At 64.0% G+C, this 20,668-nt stretch carries 11 protein-coding genes; 9 read left to right on the top strand and 2 right to left on the bottom strand.

The annotated features are described in order from the left end of the window. Positions 1–137 precede the first annotated feature (137 nt). The 6 genes from KNN17_RS06460 to KNN17_RS06435 all read left to right on the top strand — a co-directional run bounded on the left by KNN17_RS06460 (position 138) and on the right by KNN17_RS06435 (position 11,441). Positions 138–2,924, top strand: a complete 2,787-nt coding sequence (locus tag KNN17_RS06460; protein WP_241707977.1) for a helix-turn-helix transcriptional regulator — start codon at positions 138–140, stop codon at positions 2,922–2,924. Then, a complete protein-coding gene (locus KNN17_RS06455) occupies positions 2,921–5,602 on the top strand; it encodes a helix-turn-helix transcriptional regulator (protein WP_241707976.1) in 2,682 nt (893 codons plus the stop codon). The genes KNN17_RS06460 and KNN17_RS06455 overlap by 4 nt, the downstream gene beginning before the upstream one ends. Positions 5,603–6,084: 482 nt before the next feature. Then, on the top strand, positions 6,085–7,467 hold the full coding sequence (locus KNN17_RS06450) for a nucleotide sugar dehydrogenase (RefSeq protein ID WP_241707975.1): 1,383 nt from the start codon (positions 6,085–6,087) through the stop codon (positions 7,465–7,467). A 32-nt stretch (positions 7,468–7,499) separates the two neighbouring features. After that, the gene (locus KNN17_RS06445) at positions 7,500–8,504 is read left to right on the top strand and encodes a dTDP-glucose 4,6-dehydratase (protein ID WP_078105892.1); all 1,005 of its coding nucleotides are present in this window, start codon (positions 7,500–7,502) and stop codon (positions 8,502–8,504) included. A 196-nt stretch (positions 8,505–8,700) separates the two neighbouring features. Continuing rightward, entirely contained in the window at positions 8,701–10,548 is a 1,848-nt protein-coding gene (locus KNN17_RS06440) for an S-layer homology domain-containing protein (RefSeq protein WP_241707974.1), read from the top strand. 449 nt (positions 10,549–10,997) lie between these two features. Then, complete coding sequence (locus KNN17_RS06435) at positions 10,998–11,441, top strand: hypothetical protein (RefSeq protein WP_241707973.1); 444 nt, start codon at positions 10,998–11,000, stop codon at positions 11,439–11,441. A gap of 228 nt (positions 11,442–11,669) precedes the next feature. Here the strand turns inward: KNN17_RS06435 and KNN17_RS06430 are convergent, their stop codons facing one another. Further along, the gene (locus KNN17_RS06430; protein WP_241707972.1) at positions 11,670–12,833 is read right to left on the bottom strand and encodes a chitinase; all 1,164 of its coding nucleotides are present in this window, start codon (positions 12,831–12,833) and stop codon (positions 11,670–11,672) included. 538 nt (positions 12,834–13,371) lie between these two features. On the opposite strand from KNN17_RS06430, the gene KNN17_RS06425 reads away from it, so the two are divergent. Continuing rightward, the gene (locus KNN17_RS06425) at positions 13,372–14,763 is read left to right on the top strand and encodes a polysaccharide deacetylase family protein (RefSeq protein WP_241707971.1); all 1,392 of its coding nucleotides are present in this window, start codon (positions 13,372–13,374) and stop codon (positions 14,761–14,763) included. Next, positions 14,760–16,139 carry a glycosyltransferase family 2 protein gene (locus KNN17_RS06420; protein WP_372489635.1) on the top strand — a complete coding sequence of 460 codons (1,380 nt, stop codon included), beginning with the start codon at positions 14,760–14,762 and terminating at the stop codon, positions 16,137–16,139. Before KNN17_RS06425 ends, KNN17_RS06420 begins: the two co-directional genes overlap by 4 nt. A gap of 137 nt (positions 16,140–16,276) precedes the next feature. Here the strand turns inward: KNN17_RS06420 and KNN17_RS06415 are convergent, their stop codons facing one another. Beyond that, the gene (locus KNN17_RS06415) at positions 16,277–17,461 is read right to left on the bottom strand and encodes a hypothetical protein (RefSeq protein WP_241707969.1); all 1,185 of its coding nucleotides are present in this window, start codon (positions 17,459–17,461) and stop codon (positions 16,277–16,279) included. 433 nt (positions 17,462–17,894) lie between these two features. On the opposite strand from KNN17_RS06415, the gene KNN17_RS06410 reads away from it, so the two are divergent. After that, positions 17,895–20,549: a LuxR C-terminal-related transcriptional regulator gene (locus tag KNN17_RS06410; RefSeq protein ID WP_241707968.1), complete on the top strand. Its 2,655-nt coding sequence runs from the start codon at positions 17,895–17,897 to the stop codon at positions 20,547–20,549. Positions 20,550–20,668 lie beyond the last annotated feature (119 nt).

Here is a 20,668-nt window from a genome sequence, read left to right as displayed (position 1 = left end):
CCACCCGGGGCAGGGGTACTCACACCCGCATACGAGTATCCGGGGGCATGAAAGTCGAGTACTCACTACTGGTGTAGGCCTGACGGCTAGCTGGTTAATTGGGGGGTGTCACCACTCGATCACTGGGGGTCTCGCTCATGTTGACAGCAGGCAGTGCATCTACGGTCCATGCCCCTCGGTCCGGGGGCGGGTCCCGGTACCAGGCGTTCGACGCGCCCTCGGCTCCGAACCAACATGACGGAGCCGAAGGCAAGCCGGTCATTCCGACCCTCTGGCCGCCGATCGGGCCCCGGGCCGATGTTGAGGACATTGCGCTGGCACTCGCGGCCTCCAAAGGTGGAGTGCTCGTCACAGGCCCGTCGGGGAGCGGCAAGAGCTACTTGACTACTCGTGCGGTGAACGAACTACGCGGGCGCTCATTCGTCGTCGTCATCCGCGGCAGCGCAGCGTTGGCCAGATCGCCCTACGGCGCCCTCAACATCCTTTTGAGCGATCTTGACCCGGGATACCTGGCCCATCCCGTCCTGGTGTTGTCGGCACTCACCAATTTGCTTCGTGAGCGCGCCGAGGGAAAACCGGTGTACCTGGTCATTGAAAACGCGGCCGAGCTTGACGAGCTGGCGGCCATGACGGTTGCCCAACTCGCGAGGAACGGCACGGCCCAGCTTGTCCTCACCTGCACCGACCCGCAGCGGCTCTCCGGCGAGATCACCCGGCTTTGCGGCGATGGGTTCCTGCACCGGATAGACCTCAAAGCACTGACTTTCCATGAATCGCATGCCTGGCTCGAGGCCGGGCTGGGAGCCCAGGTCTCGCCGTCCGGCGCCCATGCCTTGTGGACGGCCAGCGGGGGCAACCCCCACTACCTCAAGATGCTCGCGGCGGAGCTCGGCGAGTCTGGTTCGCTCCTGAAAAGCGACGGCGTCTGGGTCCTGACGTCCCGGAGCGAACTGCACGGCAGGGCAATCACCGATCTCATCACCACACGGCTTGGGCGGATGGGGGCCGGTGAGCGCAAAGTCCTGGAGATCCTTTCCCTGGCCAGGGCCGTCCCCCTGGAATCCCTGCTGGCCATCGCATCGGCGGATGATGTGGATTCCCTTGAGAAAAGGAGCATCCTCGTCGTCGACGATTCGCTGCCCAGGATGGCTCACCTCCAGAGCCAGCTGGTGGGTGACGTGGTCCGCGCGAATGTTCCACCCGGCCGCAGCAACGAACTCCGCGGCTTGCTCCTGGAGTCGATGGATCCGGCCCTCGGGCAGCGCTCGATGTTGCTGTCCATGGCCGCGTGGGCATTGGACTGCGGAGCCACGTTGGGAAGGGAAGAAGCGCTTGAAGCTGCCGCAGTGGCGAATCGGCAGCTTGATGCGCGGCTGGCCCTCCGCCTGGTCCGGAGCATTCCAGGCCACTCCACGTTGCCCGGGGCAGTAGCCGAGGAAACCCGTGCGTTGATGACACTCGGCGACGTCGCCGGGGCCCGGGACGTGCTGAGGGCTCGCGTTGGTGGGTCCGGTGACGAAGCCCCCCTTGCCGAATGGGTCCGGCTCAAGCTGGCGGAGGCTTCGGTTCTTCTGGCGCTCCCCGAAACCACGGCGCAAGCGTGCGAGACCTTGGCGCATGTCCGTCGACGGCTCGACGACGAAGCGGCCAGAACCGCAAACGGCCCGGGCCTCGCCACACTGCGGGAGGAGCTTGTCCTGGCCGAATCGCAGGCGGCCAGCTATTCGGGTTCGTACGCCGAGATGGCGGCACGACTGGAAGAGGTACTTCAAGACTTTGAATCGCACGGCACGGAGTTCCGCCTCCTCGCCGGAAGCTGGCTGTGCGAGGCATGGGCCCTGACGGGACGGCAATCCGAGGCGGCGGACATGGCAGAACAGCTGATGGCTGACTGCCATGATCCGTCCGTATCCGTCGCCGCGGCCCGACGCGCCACATCGCGGCTGCGGTTCGCCTTCGTACTCGCCGGACGCTGGGACATAGAAAGGGAAATGGTCCAGCCCGGGGATGACCTCCTGGTTTCCGCCGCCGAGGCCCTCCCGACTGCCATCGATCTTCCCAAAGCGATCTTCCGGTGCATCCAGGGCCGTGGCCAAGACGGCCTGGAAGCGCTTATTCCGGTGATCAGCCAGCTGCGGGTCCAGGACAATGAAGGCATGCTGGATGTCGCCTGCACGGCGGCGGCCTACGCCTCCGCCTTGCAAGGCGGGCAAGAGCAGGCCCGGCATTACCTCAAGGAAGCATCCATCCAGCTGCGCAGGCCGACGTGGCGGAAGGAACGGACGAAGAGGTACCTCGCGGCTATGGCCCGGGATCGAATCGACGGCCCGGAGGCCGCCATCGGGGAGCTCCTCCGCTTGGCCGACGCCGACCGGGACGAGGGTGCCCCGGGTCACGAGATCTTTTGCCTCAGTTCGGCCGTTCGGCTGGGCGCTGTGGCAGCCGCTCCGCGGCTGTTGGACTCGGCCCTCCGGTGCCAGGGACAGTTCGCCGAACTGTGCGTCGCGTACGCACGGGCCACAATATCCGGAAGTGCCGAGCTTCTTCTCGAGGCCGCGCGGTTGGCCGAAGACATGCAGAACGACAGGTTCGCCTTCGATATCGCGGAGACCGTGTTGCATCTTGACCACATCCAGTTGGACAAGGCGGTCCTGAGGAAGGCGCGGCAGCTCGCGGAGACGTGCCGGCAGCGCTTGCGCACACCGCAAAGCGGCAACCAAGAAGGACTCAGGCTCACTGCCCGCGAGTTGGAGATCGCCCGGCTGGCGGCGAACCGGGAGAGCAACAAAGGCATCGCCGCGAAGCTCCATGTTTCAGTACGCACGGTGGAGGGGCACCTCTACCAGATCTTCGGCAAGCTGAAAATCGTGGAACGCTCCGAGCTCAGCTTCGCCTTGGGCAACGTCGAAGGAGGTGCGAAATGACTGAGGTTCTCGCAGCAGATGCGCTCGTTGGTCGATTCAGCGTGATGGCAGCCGTCGTGGACTGCCTTCTCGATGCCAATGGCCCCGGGGTCCTGCTTTTCGGCGACGCGGGTATCGGCAAGACCGCACTGATTAACGAAGTGCTCCATGAATTGGGGCAGCGTGTCCGCCCTTTCAGGGTCTTTGCCGGTCCCACCCTGGCCTCGGTGCCGTTTGCTGCCTTGGCACCCTTGCTGACGGCCTTGACCCCCGGCCAGATCAATGAACCGTTGTCCGTCCTCAGGGCTGTGGTGGCGGCATTGAACCCGGCAGGCCAGCCGCATCCGGCACCAGCCGTCCTGATCGTGGAGGACGCGCACCACATCGACGACAGCAGCGTGGCTGTCCTGGCGCAGCTGGCGGCAGCGGAAGCCGCCAAAGTCGTGTTCTTGTGCCGGCCGTATCCTGCCCCGCCAGCCGAGGTTTTCTCGATGTGGTCCGAAGGGCTCGTGGACCGGTTCGACCTGCAGCCGCTCAATGAGCAGGAAGTCAACCAACTTTGCACCCAGGCGTTGGATGCGCCAGTGGTGCAGGGCACCAGTGCGGTCCTCTGCAAGTACTCTGGTGGAAACCCGATGTTCCTGCTGGAACTCATCGAGCACGCCAAGTCGCTGGGCCAGTTGGTGTGCCGCAACGATGCCTGGATGCTTTCGGGCGAGCTTCGGGGGACCAGCGTGCGCCTCATGGACCTCGTGCGGAACCAGATCCTGATGCTGGGAGCCGCGCAGCGGGAAACCCTGGAAACCGTGGCACTCGCGGAGCCGGTCCCGCTGAGCGTCGTGCAACAGGCCAGCGACTCCACGGCTGTGGACGAACTGCAGGAGCTGCATTTCATCGAGATCGCATCAGACCCCGCCCGGCATGTCCGGCTGGCCCAGCCGCTGGTGGGCGAAGTGATCCGCCAGCTGGTCCCGACCGCCCACAGCATGACCATCCGGCGGCGCATCGTGGACCTCATGGATGCCAAACCGCAGACCATGGACGGACTGCTGCGCTATGTCTCCTGGGGATTGGAATCGGGCACCGAGGTCCCGGACTCCGACATCCTGGAAGCAGCCCAGCTGGCCAACCGCCTGTTCATCCCCAGCTACGTGGAACGGGTAGCCGGCGCAATTAAGGATCCTTCCCTGCGGCTGGCAGCCCAGGTGGAGGTGGCACGCGCCAAATGGTACCGGGGCGACATCAGGGGATCGGTGTCCTCGCTCGCCGGAGTGGTGGACAGGACAAATGACCCGCGGACGGTCCGTCAGGCATCGATGTTGGCGGCCCAGCTTGCCGGACGTCAAGGCGTCGGGCCGAACGCCATCAAACAGGCAGCATACGAATGGGAGGCAGCCCTGGCCCGGCTCGCCGAATCCCGTCAAGGCATCGACCCTGATGAACTGGAACGCGGGAAGCTGGGAAGCCGGCTCCTCTCCTTGGAAGGCCTCCAAGCCGAAGGCCACTACATCGAGACGGAGCGTGAGCTCCGCCAGATCTGGAAAGAAGCGGACGACGACGAGTCCCGCCTCGTGTCGGGTACCCTCCTCGCAGAGGCCATGGCGGTCACGGGACGGCCGGTTTCGGCCATCCAGATTCTGATGGCGATACAGGAGATGGTTGCCACCAGCGGCGACTGGAGCCTCCAGTACGCGGGGATGGTGATGCGCCGCTACATCCTTGCCCTGCAACAGGCCGGTGAGTTCGGCGCTCTTGAAACCTTTCTCAAGAACCACGTTTCCCAAGCACCGAACTCCCTGATCTATTCAGGCGGGATGTTCCACCTGGCTGCAGGAATGGTTGACCTGCGCCGGGGAGACCTGGGGGTGGCGCTGCCAAGGCTTCGGCAGGCGGTCAGCATGCTGCGGGTCTCCGATATGGGAAGCGACCTGCCCGACGCCGTTGCTGCCGCCGCGTACGCGGCGTCGATCCTGAAGCGCCGGGACACTGCGATGACGTACTCAAGCGAATACGACGCGTTGGTCCGGGAAGGCGTGCATCCGTCGCTCCTGGCGCAAGGCCATGCGGCCGTAGCGCGGGCCGAACATACCGGAACGCAAACGGCGATCGCGAGACTGATGGCCCTTGCGGACTCCGCGGCTGCGGACGGAGCGATCGGCGCTGAGATCGACATCCTGATGTTGGTCCTTCGGCTCGGAGACCCTGGTGTGGCACGCCGGCTGACGGCCGTAGCGGAAGGCAGCGAAGGCCGCACTGCGGAGTTTGCCCTGAGCGTCGGGCTTGCCCTCGCGCACAAGGACGCGGACCGCCTGATTGAGCTGAGCGACTCGGCAGCCAGGGACGGCTTGGAGCTCGCCGCAGCCGACTGCGCCAGCCACGCCCTGCGCATCCTTGAAAGCAGGGGCGACAAGGCACGCCAGCTCGAGGGCCAGCGGCTCCTCAAGCGCCGCACGGCCGCCCTCGACAAGGCCGGTCCGGCCGTTGACGGGGGCTCCCCGGATCTCCAGAAACTGACCCGGCGCGAACAGGAAATCGCAACGCTGGTGCAGTCGGGATCGAGCAACAAGGACATTGCGCTGAGCTTGGGCCTGTCATTGCGCACCGTTGAGGGTCACCTGTATCGAATGTTCGCCAAGCTGGGCATCAGCCACCGGGAAGACTTGATGAACGGCGCCCACGGCACGCAGGGCCAGGGCTAGCCGCGGGCGCAACCGGCCTTGCCCCGGCGATGGGTGAGCGCTTCCCCGAAGTCTCCTTCCGCCGTCGTCCGCTGCGGTAAAGGGCCCGAGGCCCAAAAGCGAGTACTGAATCGAGTGGTTAAAAGCGCTCGGACGGGTAGTCAATGGCCTCGGAAGGGACCGCGCATCCAAAGACGGGTAGAGCCCACTCGCGCCCGCCCTAGGGGTTCGTTAATACGCTTTTCCTGATGGCAACCGCCACTCGATTGGGGATAAGTGGGTCTCGAGATGAAACGCAGGAAGAATTCTTTGCTACAGGAAAACCACCCGGTAATCCAGCGAGAAATCAACTCCAATGCAACCGGGCGCACGCATTCGGCGGGTACCCCCACAATCGAGCCGGCGGCGGGCGGTCATGTGCCCTCTGAGACCAGGGCACGTCCCGTTTCGTCGCCGGCTTTCTTTCACACTGGAGACAACAGGCACCGGGAGGTCGACTGACCATGGCACCGAACACGAAGGTAAAGACCCTCAAGGCAGAGCCCAGCGGGAGCTCGCAGTCCTTGCACACACAGGCGCCGGCATGGCCGGAGGGCGCAGGAACACGGGCAACCACGCAGGACCAGGCTTTTACTTTCGACGTGGCGATCGTGGGCATGGGCTACGTCGGCCTGCCCACCGCACTGGCGATCAACGCCTCGGGCCGGCGTGTTCTCGGCCTCGACGTGTCCGACGCCCGCCTGGCCGTGATCCGCGAGCAACGGGCAGATCTCCTGGACTCGGACAAGGAGCGGCTCAGGAACGCGTTGCTGGACCCGACCTTCATGCTGAGCAGCGACTTGTCGTTGCTTGCCCGCGCGGCGGCAGTGGTTGTCTGCGTTCCCACTCCCGTGGACGAGTACTTGGTTCCGGACCTTGGCATTCTCCGGTCCGCGTGCGCTTCGGTGGTCGATTTCGCGACCACCGGCCAGTTGCTGATGCTGACCTCGACAACGTACGTAGGATCCACCCGGGACCTTCTGGCTTTGCCCTTGGCTGCCAGGGGACTCATTCCGGGGCGTGATGTGTTCGTGGCCTTCTCGCCCGAGCGCATCAACCCCGGCGTGGACTCGTTCTCCCACGAAGACGTCCCGCGGGTAGTCGGCGGCGTGACCCCGGCCTGCGGCGAAGTCGCCGAACGGCTTCTGAGCGCCAGCACCAAGCTGGTTCACGTGGTGCCGTCGGCGGACGTTGCCGAAATGACCAAGCTGGTGGAAAACACCTTCAGGGCCGTCAACATCGCCTTGGCGAACGAGTTCGCCGATATCTGCCACGAACTCAACATGGAGGTGATGGACGTCATCGATGCGGCTTCCACCAAGCCCTACGGATTCATGGCGTTCACCCCTGGTCCCGGAGTCGGCGGGCACTGCATACCGTGTGACCCCCACTACTTGCTGTGGCAATTGCGCAAAGCCCGCTTGACGGCCCCCGTGATCGAACAAGCAATGGCCGGCATTGCAGGCAGGCCGCACCAGGTGGTCGAGAAGGCCCGGCGAATCCTCTCCGACCGCAACCACGGTGTTGCCGGTGCCCGCGTCATGGTCCTCGGGGTTGCGTACAAGCCCGACGTCGAAGATCTCCGGGAATCCCCGGCGTTGGAGATCATCGCCGCCCTGATCGCCGATGGTGCGGAAGTGGCATTCTCCGACCCTTGGTGCCGGACAGCTCCGGACGGTCACGGCGGGACACTCGAGTCCGAGCAATCGCCGGAGGACTGGGGTGCGGATCTGGTGATCCTGCACACGAGGCACAGCCAGATGCAACTTGACTGGCTGGCCGAAGCACCCGCAGTCCTGGACACGACGTACCGCTTGCCCAAAGCCGACAACGTAACCCGACTCTAGATCCACCAGGTTTTCCGACGGAAGCAGGAGTAATGAAAACAGCAATAACCGGCGGTGCCGGGTTCATAGGAAGCCACCTCGTTGAGCACTTGTTGGCGGCAGGGGACGAAGTCGCCGTGCTGGACAACTTGTCCACCGGACGCTTGGAGAACCTCAAAGGCGTCATCGGCCACAGGAACTTCCATTTCATCGAGGGAACCATTCTCGACCGCGACGCGGTGGACAAAGTCGTGGCGGGTTCCGACAGGGTCTTCCACCTGGCCGCCGCGGTTGGCGTGAACCTGATTGTCGACCACCCGTTGGAGAGCCTCCGCACGAACATCCATGGCACCGAAGTGGTCCTGGACTCGGTCCTGGAATCGGGTGCCTCGCTGCTGCTGGCCTCCACAAGCGAGATCTATGGCAAGAACACCTCGGACAGCCTCTCGGAGGAAGCGGACCGCATCCTGGGGTCTGCGCTCAAATCCCGGTGGACCTACGCCGCGGCCAAAGGCATTGACGAAGCATTCGCCCACGCATATTGGCGCCAATTCGGCTTGCCGGTTGCCATTGTGAGGCTCTTCAACACAGTCGGTCCGCGGCAGACGGGCCGCTACGGAATGGTTGTTCCACGACTGGTCCGCCAGGCGCTCGCCGGTGAGCCCCTGACGGTCTATGGAGACGGCCACCAGACGAGGTGCTTCTCCTACGTCGGCGACATCGTTCCGGCCATCGTCCGCATTTCCGAGGAGCCGCTTGCCTACGGAAATGCCTACAACCTCGGCGGCAGCTACGAGATTTCCATCCTGACGCTGGCCCAAAGGATAGTCGAACTCCTCGGCAGCGACAGCGCCATCACCTTGGTGCCCTATGAGCAGGCGTATTCGGAAGGCTACGAAGACATGCGCCGGCGGGTTCCGGACAACAGCAAGTCCCTCGGGCTTGTCGGCTTCGACCCGAAGACCACCTTGGATGAAATCATCCGCAACGTCGCAGCCGACTACAAGCCGGCAAAAGTCCTGGATCCCGCGGGATGGAAGATCACCCTCGCATCGTGATGCGTGGGCAATGAAGCCGCCGACCGTGCGGCGTCATTCAACTGAAGTCGTTCAACTGAAGAAGCAGCACCAAAGGAAAGGCTGAGTGCAAATGCAACGTGTTTGGGGGGCGTCCTTGTCTCAACCTCGCCACAGGGCCCAACGTTTGAGCCCTGCCGGAAAACCGCGTTGGCTCGCCGGCGTTCTGAGCGTCTTGATGTCAGCGTCTGTTTTCGGGATAGCGATACCGGCCGCGCACGCGGCGCCGAACACCATTATCACCCTGACGTTCGACGACGCCAACGCGGACCAGATCCCCGCCGCGGCCATCCTCAAAAGCAACGGGCTCAAAGGGACGTTTTTTACGCCGTCCGGCTTCCTCAACGCTCCGAACTACATGACGACGCAGGAAGCGCTGGCGTTGCAGGCGGACGGCAACGAGATAGGCGGCCACACCGTCACCCACCCGGACCTGGCCCAGATGGGTCCGGACGAGGTCAAACGCCAGATCTGCAATGACCGGGTCAATCTCACCAACATGGGATTCACCGTCACCAACTTCGCGTACCCCTTCGCGTCCCTCACCCCGGCGGTGGAGCGCACTGTTGCGGCCTGCGGATACAACAGCGCCCGCGGGCTCGGAGACCTTGAAAGCGTTGTGCCCGGGAGCGCTGGACTTGGATTCGCTGAGACCCTTCCTCCCGCCGATCCCTATGACACGAAGGCCCCGGACGAAGTGGACAACACCTGGACCTTGGCCGACCTGAAGAACCTGGTCACCAAGGCCGAGCCGGGCGGCGGCTGGGTCCAGGTGACGTTCCACCACATCGGCACCGGCATTGATCCAACGTCGGGAATCGCTGATCCGCTGACGGTATCCACCACGCTCTTCACCCAGTATGTACAGTGGCTGGCCGCGGAGAAGGCCGCCGGGCGGATCGCCGTCCAAACAGTGCAAGAGACACTGGGCGGCGCGTTCAAGCCGGTTGTCGCGGGGCCGGCCGCACCGCCTCCCGTTACCGCGGGGAACCTCGTCAAGAACGCCAGCATGGAAACCGCCGGGCCGGTGGCCTCTGGACTGCCGCAGTGCTGGGCCCAAGGCAGCTATGGCAGCCACACCGCGACCTTCACTACCGCGACTCCAGGCCATGGAGGCACCACCGGGACGCACGCCGAGCAGCTGGTGATGTCCGCCTATGTCAGCGGGGACGCCAAGCTCTTGCCTACCCTCGACCTGGGCGAGTGCGCACCGAGTGCTACCCCCGGCCACACCTACGAGATGAAGGCCTGGTATACCTCGACGACCACCACCCAATTCGAACTGTATTACCGCACCGGGCTGGGCACCTGGACGTATTGGACCGCCAGCCCGTATTTCCCGGCATCCACTTCCTGGGCCCATGCCACCTGGACCTCGCCGGCACTTCCCGCCGGTGCCTCGGCCATCAGTTTGGGCTTGAACCTGCTCGGCAACGGAACGCTGACCACGGATGATTTCGAACTCTATGACAGTGCAGGCATCAAGCATTTCACGGACGTCACTCCTACCGCGGCCTTCTATGACGAGATCAGTTGGCTGTCGAACAATTTGATTTCGCAGGGTTGGCCGGATAATACCTACCGTCCCCTCACGTCAATCACCCGCGATGCGATGGCCGCGTTCCTTTACCGGTTCTCCGGAAGCCCTGCGGTGCCGGCCAACGCTCCCACGTTCTCCGACGTTCCTCCCGGCGCTCCGTTCTACAACGAGATCCGGTGGCTGGCTTCAACAGGGATCACGAAAGGCTACCCGGACGGAACCTACCACCCTGGTGAAGCCGTCAGCCGGGCCGCGATGGCCGCCTTCCTCTACCGCCTCAAGGGCAGTCCGGCCGTGCCGGCGAACGCACCGACCTTCTCCGATGTACCGGCAGTCGCTCCGTTCTACAACGAGATCCGGTGGTTGGCGTCCACAGGCATCACCACCGGCTTCCCGGATGGCACGTACAGGCCAACCACGGCGATCAACCGCGACGCCATGGCTGCTTTCCTGTATCGCTACAACATCGATTTCCCGAAAGGCTGACGGCGGCTCGTCCTGAGGGACGGCGGGCGGGGATTTGCCAGGCAATTTCCGGTGAACCCCCACCCAAGGCCACGTACACTGCGAGAAGCACCCGAGAAAGGCCTCTAGGGGAGTGAATGGTGAATACGGCGAAATCGACGGTCAAGCGTTGGAAACGCCCAGCCGTCTGCTGTGCATTTTTCCTGGCCCTGCTGACGGCAGCCTGCACAGGACCAAGCCCGGCACCGAGTCCGAGCCAATCAGCCGGCCGATATCCCTGGCACACCGGGATTGTGTCCACGACGTTTTGGGTCGGCGAGATCTTTGATCCCAATGCTGCGGACGGCAGCCAAGTGGTTTCGACCTACGACTCCCAATGGATGCAGAGCTACGGAGGCTGTGATGGCGTGGTGACGAACGGCTGCCAGACCGAGGCGAGAACGCCGGCCAAAGGATATGCGCCAACCAGCATGACTCCGAAACAGAACCCGTTCTACCTCGATCTTCCTTTTGACGACGTCAACGATCCCGTCGCTTTTGCGGAACGGGCCAGCGTCATCCCCTGGGCCAACGACCCTGGTTTCGCGGGCAACGCCCAGAACCGTTCCTTCAGCTACATGAAGAACCAATGGGTCAGGATCCGGCTGGGCAACCGCGAATGCTATGGACAGATCGAAGATGCCGGTCCGGGCCAGTATCACGACAAGGACTACGTTTTTGGTTCGAATGATGCGCGTCCGGCCAACAAGAACTTCAACGGAGCCGGCATGGATGTCTCACCTGCGCTTAACGGGTGCCTCGGTTTCTCCGAGCTCGATGGCGAGTCGGACAAAGTCGACTGGCAGTTCGTGCCGCGGGACCAGGTTCCGGCGGGACCATGGCTCAACATCGTCACGGTAAGCCAAGTGAAGTAGGCCGCGCCGTCCAAGCAATCCGATACAAGCAGTCCCTCGAAAACTGGAGGTATCCATGCAGTGGCTCAAGAAGCTGTTCCAGCACGGCAATGGCCGGCACCTCGCCCGGCCGGCCGAGGCCAAGAACCAGGGCAGGGCGGAACGTCCAGGCCCCGCATGATCCCTGGTCGACCGGCTTGCCGGCCTACCGCCTGGGTGGTCGATCCGCCTACCGGTTGATCTGCGGGGTCACGGCAGTTTGGCGCGGAATCCCGCCCCCAACACATCGGAGAAGCGTTGGGTGCCTTGATCGACGCCGCTGCAAACGTGGCTGGCCGTGTCCTCCGGCATGTCCTGCGGGCACGACATGTCCCGGTTGAGGGACCACATGGACACTCTTTGAACCCCTTTGCTGATGGCGAAGGAGTTCAATCCCCGGGCGGCGTCGAGGTCAAACACTTCGCCAGGGAGGTCGTTCCGGCCGATCATGGGGGTCAATCCCATTTTTCCCCAGATCTGCTCGCTGTTGAGGGTCGTCCCTGCGCGCTGATAGATGATGCTGAGCTGATCGTGGGTGGACTGGGCCGCCGACGTTCCGGCATCGAGCATGCTTTGCGACGGACTCCGGCTTGAACCGTAGTTCATGGTCATGATGTTGACGCCGGACAGCTGGACCCCGGCGGCGAGCATCTGGTCAACGGCCGAGGTTCCGGCGTCGGTCAGTCCTTGTGGGGTGACCGGAAGGGTCAGCCAAATTGACAGGGCGTGTCCTTCCTTGATCCGCTCCTTCTGGAGGGCCGCGATCGCTGACGCGCGGCGCTGCCATGCTGCGCTGTCCGCCAGGTTGTCGCCCTCGATGTCGAAGTCGATGGTTGCGGGGTTGTAGCGCTCCAGGACGGCCCGGTAGGCCCTTTCCAAATCTGCTGCGTTCTGGCAGGAGTTGGCGAGCTCGCTGTTCACTGAGCCGCCAAAGGACACGGCGAAGGCGCCGCCATTCGACCGCAGCTTGGCGATCCGGTCCTCGAGCTTGAGCGAGGTCTTCGCCGCATCGAGGCTGTAGGTGCTACCCCAACTCGGTGTGCACGCCTGTCCAGACAATGCCACCACAAACGCCAGGGTGACATTCTTGGTGCCCTCGCCCGCGGGTGTCTCGAAGGGGTACTGGGGGACCACGGTGACGTCGACGTAGCCGGAAAACCACGGGGGCTCGAGGGAGCCGTTTGCGTCGGTCGTAAACCGCCACACGAGGATGCCTCCCATCCCCACCACCACAAGGACCGCGGCAATGCAGGCCCGGGCGAAAGCCGACAGCCGGCGGCGGGGTCCATTGGCCGGGGTGGGCAAGCCACGAACCGCCCGCCGGGCGCGCGCCCCGGCCGCAACACGCGTGCCGCTTGCCTGTTTCCTGGACACGCTCTCCCGCCATCCTTAACCCCGACTGCCCTGATTGCACCATTTGACCACGAACAGATCGGATTCGCCCCTGCTCCCACCCGGCTTTTATCCCCGTGGGTTTCGGCGCGTAGCGGACGAGTAGTGGCGTTGTCCGGACGTCAAGGTTGAGTGTAAAGACGGGTAGAGGCTACTCGTGTCCGCCGTCGCCCTGATTCATAGGCTGATGCTGTCAGTTGGTTGAGGGCAACGGGGGAAAGACAGGTCTCACAATGGAAACGGACGCTCTGGTCCGAGCGGCATCAGGACACGGCGGATTAATCCGAGAAGGCGTTTGCCTGGAGTTCGAGCCTGTTTTTGGGGGAACCATCACGGATCCTCCCATGGACCCAGCGCCAATTGATGGAGCTGCCCGACGGCAGTGCGCCCTCGCAGAGAGGGCCCCTGAACGGGGGCCGGTGGTGAATAAGCCTTTGAGACCGAGGCTTCCCCCAGTCGCCACCGGCCCCTTCAGGAAAACCGGCAGCGCGGGTTGGCGATGAGTGCCCGGGGGAAGGGCATGGCATCCGGCCCGGTTCGCACGTCGAGGAAACGGGCGGGCTTATGGGCTGTCTCCTGGGTGTCGGTACTGCTCCTGCTGACGGGCGCCACCTCGCTGATCAACGGAAACAAAGTTCCTGCCGGCGGCTCCGCGAACAGCAGCCCCACATCTTCTGCCGACCCGCTCTCGTCCGTCAGCTTGACGTTCGATGCGGGCCGGGCAAGCCAGATGGATGCGGCCAAGATCCTGAAGGAGCACGGCCTCCGGGGAACCTTCTTCATCGATTCGGGCTTTGTCGGCGCACCCGACTACATGACGGTAGACAATCTCCACACCCTGGCCGCGGACCAGAATGAAATCGGCGGCCATACCGTCACCCTTGCCGATGTGACGTCGGTGGAACCGGACGAAGCGTCGAGGCAGATCTGCAACGATCGGGCGAACCTTACCGACTGGGGCTTCAAGGTCACTTCCTTTGCCTATCCGTTTGCGGCGTCGACGCCGAAGTCGGAGGAATTGGTGGCCGCATGCGGCTACAACAGCGCGCGGGGCCTCGGCGAGATCACCACCCCCGTTGACTGCGTGGGTTGCGCGGCAGCAGAAACCGTCCGCCCCGCCGACCCCTTCCGGACACGGGCAACATCGGAGGTCGGCAGCAACTGGACGCTGGCAGACCTTGAGGCGACCGTGGCGCAGGCCGAAAAGGCCGGAGGCTGGTTGCAGCTCACCTTCTACGACATCGATAACAGCGGCAGTCCCCGCTCCATCAGCCCGGCTTTGTTCGAGCAGTTCGCCACATGGCTGGCGGCCAAGACCCAACAAGGGACCATGGCCGTGCGCACGATACATGACGTGATCGGCGGCGTGGCGAAACCGGTGGTGAACGGTCCCGTGGCCGCGCCGGCAGCACCAGGACAGAACGCCATTCGGAATCCGGGGCTGGAGATCGCTGGAAAGTATGGCTTGCCGCAATGCTGGCAGGTGTCGTCCTACGGCAGGAACGCCGTGGTCCTGAGCACTTTGACCCCGGGACACACCGGCGCGGTGGCCCGACGCCTGGACGTGACCGAATACTCCTCCGGTGACGCCAAACTGCTTCCCGTCCTCGACCTCGGCGCCTGCGCTCCGAGCGTGAGCACTGGCCACAGCTATTCGCTGAGGGCTTGGTACCAGTCCACCGCGAAGACCCAATTTGAAGTGTATTACCGCAACAAGCTGGGCACGTGGACCTATTGGACAGCCAGTCCGTGGTTCGCGGCCAACACCAGTTACGAGCAGGCGGTCTGGGAAACGCCGCCCGTGCCGGCAGGAGCCGAGGCCATCAGCTTTGGAATGAACCTCTTCAGCGATGGCCAGCTTGCTACCGATGACTACGAAATGTACGACACAGTTGGAGCTCCGTCGCCGTGATAGTTCTTTCGATCTTTTTGGTTCTGGGGGTAAGCACGATCTTTTGGTCGCTTGCCGGTCTGATCCGTTTGGCGGGTGAGGAGTCGTGGCGTGCCCGGGGCTTGACTTACCGGATCCTCGGGTGGATAGCCATGCTGCGCGGCCGCAAGGCGCCGATCCCTCGACGTCAACGGGCCCGCCATCGTTCGAAGGGAGTGCGTGTCTCCCCGTCGAATGTCGCGGTCCTCGTGGCCGCCCACAACGAGGCCTTGGTCATCAAGGACACAATCCTCGCCGCCTCCGCGCTGGTTCCCCGACGCAACATCCACGTCGTTTCGGACATGTCCACTGACGACACCGCGGCCATTGCCCGGGCCGCCGGGGTGAAGGTCCTGGACCTTGAACCGAACCGTGGCAAGGCTGGCGCGCTCGCAGCGGGCATCGCCCATTTCGATCTCTGCAAGCGGTTCAAGGTGGTCATGCTCCTGGACGCGGACACCCGCCCGACGCCGGATTACCTCGAAACAGGGCTCCCGCTGTTTGATGATCCCACCGTGGTTGCCGTCGCGGGACGCGCCAAGTCGATCATGAGCCCGGCGCCTCCGACGGCGATCGGCCGCTTCCTGGTGGCCTACCGGGAGCGCTTGTACATCGTGGTCCAATTGCTGCTCAAATACGGGCAGGCAGCCCGCGGAGCCAATGTCGTCTCCATCGTGCCTGGATTCGCCAGCATGTACAGAACCAGTGCGCTCGCGAAAATCGAGGTCCTGGCGCCCGGACTGGTGATCGAAGACTTCAACATGACGTTTGAGATCCATGCAAAAAAACTGGGACGGATTGCATTCCATCCCTCTGCCGCCGTTGCGTACACCCAGGATCCGGACAACCTGAAGGACTACATCAAGCAAGTGCGTCGATGGATCCTCGGCTTCTGGCAGACCGTCCGCCGGCACGGCCTGCAATTCAGCAGATTCTGGTTTGTGCTCGGGCTGTACATTGTTGAGCTCGTGGCCAGCTGCCTCTTCTTCGTGCTTCTGGTGCCGGCTTTCCTGCTGTCGTCCCTCGCGGCCATCGAGGTGTGGATCTTTGGAAATCGATCGGACGTCTTTGTCTTCCTGTCGGGTGTCCTGCGGCCCCAGGACGTCCTGATCGGCGTCTTCCTGCCTGATCTTTTCCTGACGGTCCTTGCCGCAGTTTCGATGCGCAACCCGCGCTTTTTGTTGATGGCTCCCTTGTTTCCGCTGATGCGGATCCTGGACGCAGTGATCTGCCTCCAGGTCTTGCCCAGGGCGTACTCGTCGAGTTCATCGGGAGTCTGGGTCAGCCCGGTCCGGAGAATCCAACGCCAATCCCAGGAGATCGCGACGCCGGGGCCTTCCGTCGTGCGGACCGGCTAAGACGCTGCCGCGCCCAGTGAGCGGACACGCGGACGCCCATGCCACACAGCCTTTGCGGCTGTGCGGCATGGGCGTCTGACATTTCCGGAGTCCGCAGTGTCTTGCCGACCTTAAGGGCCCCGGGAACGCGTGTTGCGCTAGTTGGTGACTCCGGACGTGGTGACAACATTGAGCCACGGACCAGCCGGGACACTGGCGCGGTCAACGAAGCGCCACGAGACGTGGTCATTGTCGCCGTTCAGCTCAGCGAAGCCCAGGCAACCGTTCAGGGCAGGAGACACATCCATGCCCGCACCCTGGCTCGGGTCGCCGGAGAAGGACTTGTTGGCCGGACGGGCGTTGTTCGCGCCGAATACGTAGGCGGAATCGTGGTACAGGGAGCCGCTGGAGGGACCGGCATCTTCAACTTGTCCGTAGCACACGCCGCCATTGGGGCCGGTGATCTGGACCCAAGCGTTCTTCATGTAGCTGTAGCTCGAGTCCGCGCAGTGGTTGACGCCTGTTTTGGCGTTGTCCGCGGCGGCCCAGGGAATCACATTGCAACGCTGGGCGAACGCGACGCTGTCATTGACGTCGTCGTATGGCAGATCCAGGTAGAACGGGTTCTGCAAAGGCTTGGGCTGGTGCAGCGGGAAGTATCCATTGCTGGCCACGCGTTGTTCCGTGGCGCAGGTGAAGTTCGTGCCGGTGCCGGAGCTGACTCCGTCACAACCGCCGTACGTGCTGCCGGGGCAACCGCTCGCGCTGGAAGGAGTGGTTCCCATGTTGACGCCGGTGTGCTGCAAAGCCCACTGGCCGTTGTAGGTGGAGCACACCTGGGAGCCGTCCGAAAGGCTGGCATTGAAGATCTCGCCCACCCAGAAGGTGGTGCTCACGATGTTGGTGTGCAGCGGGTAGGTCCCGGTGACGGGCAGCGGCGCCGCCGTCGGGGCGGGCGCGCTCGCGGCTGTGGTGGCCGGCGCGGGCGTCGCCGGGGCGGGCTTGCTCGACGGCGTCGAGGCCGGAACATTGCTGGGCGTCGGCGTCGGCGCCGGCGTGGCCTTGGGGGTGGAGGTGGCGGAAGGTGCGGGGGTTGCCCGCGTGCTCGTGCTCGAAGAGCGGTCTCCGGCCTGGTAGGCGGATTTGTGCGAGGACTGGACAGCGGAGATGGTGGCGAACCCGCCGAAGGCAAGGAGCGCCACGGCGACAAGTGCTGTGATCAGGTGTTTCATATTTTGGGTGACATATCTGTTGGGGACATAGACATACGAGACCTGGGCATGGATAAGGCGATCTGCAGGCGAAAATGCCGCAGCGTCGTACACGGCCAAATGGTGTGTCACGACAGAGTTGTTACGGGAATCGGCTGCGCTTCAACTCCCCAGAAGTAGCCAGCCGGAACTTACTCTTGCGGCACCAGCTTACACAGTCAGATCACAGGGCGATAACAGCGGATGCACATCCGGGGGAAGACACGGGCTGGAAACGATGCTTCGGCACCCTGCCGGGAGGCTCCTTCGGCACCCTGCCGGGAGGCTCCGCCGGCGCTCGCCGGGAGGCTCCGTGGCAGGCCGCGCGGAGGCTCTGTTTAGCGGCCTCGCAGCCGTCGTCGAGGGCCGCGTGGAGCGGGAATATTTCATGCAAGTAACCCCGGAAAACCAAGTAGTTACCACTCAATCCAGGACTGAAACCCGGAGGTAACGTGTGGAAATGACACCGGTCCGTGCCACAGCCGTCAGGAACGTGTGTCCGGCGGCCCGAAGATGAGACAGGACCATGGACGATACCGAAGGGACCCACACCTCGCCCCCGATCATTCGGGCAGCCGAGCTCCAGGAGATTGTCGTTGGCTTGTCAGGGCCGGAACCGGCCGGGATGATCATCTCGGGACCGGGCGGCTCAGGAATGACCACCCTCTTGGACGCGGCGGCCTCAGTGCTGGGCGGATCCTTCAGCGTGATCGCCCACAACGTCTCGGAGTCTTTCGCGGATATTCCTTTCGGAATCGCCATGGCGCTTGTTCCGGACCTGCCGGCCAGGGCCAAAGTGTGGCCCGGTTCCATCGTGGCGGCCTGCCGGAAGGCCGTGCGTGGCGCTGCGACCCCCGGATCCCCTGCCTTGCTGGTGCTGGACAACCTCGATTTCCTGGATGACATGTCCCTTTGGCTCTTGAGCCAACTGCTTGTCGAACCGGACATCCGCCTGATTGCCACCCACCGCTCGGACCGGCCCCTGAGGATGGAACTCATGGAGTCCGTGGTTTCGCGGCAGCTGGCCGTTGTGACGCTGGACGATCTCACAGAGGAGCAACTTCGCGAATTCCTCGATGATCGCCTCGGCGGCCACGCCGCCCGCAGCCTCGTCCGGGACATCCATGCCCTCACCGGCGGCAACCTGCAGACCGCGAAATTGCTTTTGGACGAAGCCGCAGCTCGCGGCGAGATCGTGGAGCAGGCCGATTCCTTGATGTTGTCCGGACCGATACGCCTGGACGGTTCGCAGGCGCTCGAACTGACCCGCCACCGCCTTGAGGGCTATTCCGTGCCACAGAGGCAGGTAGTGGACCTTCTCGCCGTGGGAGAGCCGATACCGCTGGCGGTCCTTGAGCAACTTGTCCAAAAGCGCGCGATCGACGCGCTGCGTGCCGACGGAACGATCCGTATCCAAAAAGACAGCCAGGAGACCGCGACGCTCAGCCACGCCATCGAGGGGAGACTGGCCCGGCAACAGCTGGGATCCGCGCGGATCCTCGAACTTCACCGGAGCATCTACGCAGCGTCCGCACCCGCCGCCGAGGACTCGATCTGGGCGTTGTTCCGTCGCGTGGATCTCGAACAGGCAAGTGGCATGCCGGTCCCCGATGCCGATCTTCTGGCGGTGGCCATCGCCGCAAACGATATTCACGACAACCGAAGGGCGCGGCGGGCCGCCGAGGCCGTGAAGGCGCCCGAGCTCGCACTGCTTGCAGGTGTGGAACTGGCAAGGGCGCTCTACCAGACCAGGGATTTCCCCGGAGCCGTGACAATCCTCAAGGGCTTGGTGGCAAACACCCCCGGCGTCCTGACTGTGGATTTCGCCCACGCGGTGTGGCTTCTCCTGCATGCGCTCTTGCCGACGTCGCCCGGGGCCAACGTGCTGCAGGCGGTCCTCCAGGATGCCCGACGGCGGCTGGAGGCTGCCGCCGTCGGCCTCCAGAAGGGCGAGCCGGCCCATGCGGACTATGCGGCCGTCCGGGACGAACTGGACGTCCTCCAGCTGTATCTGGACGCCCAGAACGGCAGCTGGCCTTCAGGCAATGGCGAGCTGTTCCAAAGGCTTTGCCACAGCCAGTTGGTCGACCCTGGATTGCGTACGGAGGGCCATCCACCGCCGCCGACCCAGGCCGGCGTGCTGTTGATGGCGCTCGTCTCGCAAGGGATGGCCGTCAGCGGACGGTTCGCGGACGCCGTCGCGCTCTCGACGCTGGCCCTCGAGTCCCTCGGGCGGTTGCCGCGGTGCCCCGTGGACTTCCACTCGACCGTGCTGACCATCCACGGGTCCAATCTGATCTGGCGCGGGCAATGGGGCGGCCCCGAAATGTTCTGCGCCGGCAGTTCCAGCTACAGCAACCGGATGAGCTACTTCGGCGGGTCTGCGCATCTCTACAGGGCACTCGTCCTTGCCCGGCAGGGGAGCCTGGAGCTGGCGTGCGAACAGTTCCGCCAGGCCAAGGCACGCCTGGATGAAGCCGACCCTGACGGACTCCTGCCACCGGCCCTCGGAGGACTTGCCGCGGCTGCGTGGTTGCTGGGCGATGTCAACCAGGTGCGTCGCGCCCTGGCGGCCTACGATTCGCGGGCCAGTGGCGGCAACTATCTTGCTTCGCAGCTCGCCGAAAGCTATTCGTCCGCCGCACGGTCAGTGCTGGTTGGTACGGAACACTCGCACCGGAAGCTGCTCCAACTTGCCGGTTCCGCGGCCAAGAAGGGACACCGGGCGCTTGAAATGTTGAATCTCGGCCTGGCCGCCCGCACCGGCAGCCGGGGATACCGGCAGCTGGGGGCGGGAGTGTCCGAGCTGGTGTGGAGTGTGGAGTCCGGCATGCCGTCCGGACAGGAAGCGGGACAGGAAATGGGAACAGGACAGGTAAGCATGGGAGAAGCCCAGCAAGCGACCGACCATGAGGAGGCTTTCGTTTTTGACGAGCCCCACCAGGCGGGCCCGGAGGCCGGATCCTCGGTTCTTCCCGGCGTCGTGAAGCTTTCCCAGCGTGAACGCGAAGTGACTGCGTTGGTGGCCTCCGGGCTGAGCAGTGCGGAAGTCGCTGCCCGATTGGGGATCGCCGTGAACACGGTCAACGCCCATCTGCAGCGGGTTTACGGCAAGCTCGGAGTTTCGCGCAGGCAGAAGCTTTCCGAACTGTGGGACGAGTTGGCGAAGCCGGAGGAGTAGGGCCGTTGCTCCCGGGATGAAGGCAGCGAAGCCGATTGGTGGGACAATTACAAGGTGACGCCGCCACTCCTGGCGGTCAGCCGCTCGTGACTGCCACGTAGTCCCAACAAAACGTAGTC

Origin of the sequence: Arthrobacter bambusae (assembly GCF_022606295.1) — a bacterium.
GTDB lineage: Bacteria > Actinomycetota > Actinomycetes > Actinomycetales > Micrococcaceae > Arthrobacter > Arthrobacter bambusae_A.
Note: the sequence above shows the minus strand (reverse complement) of the source record. Positions and strands in the feature narration are given on the sequence as shown.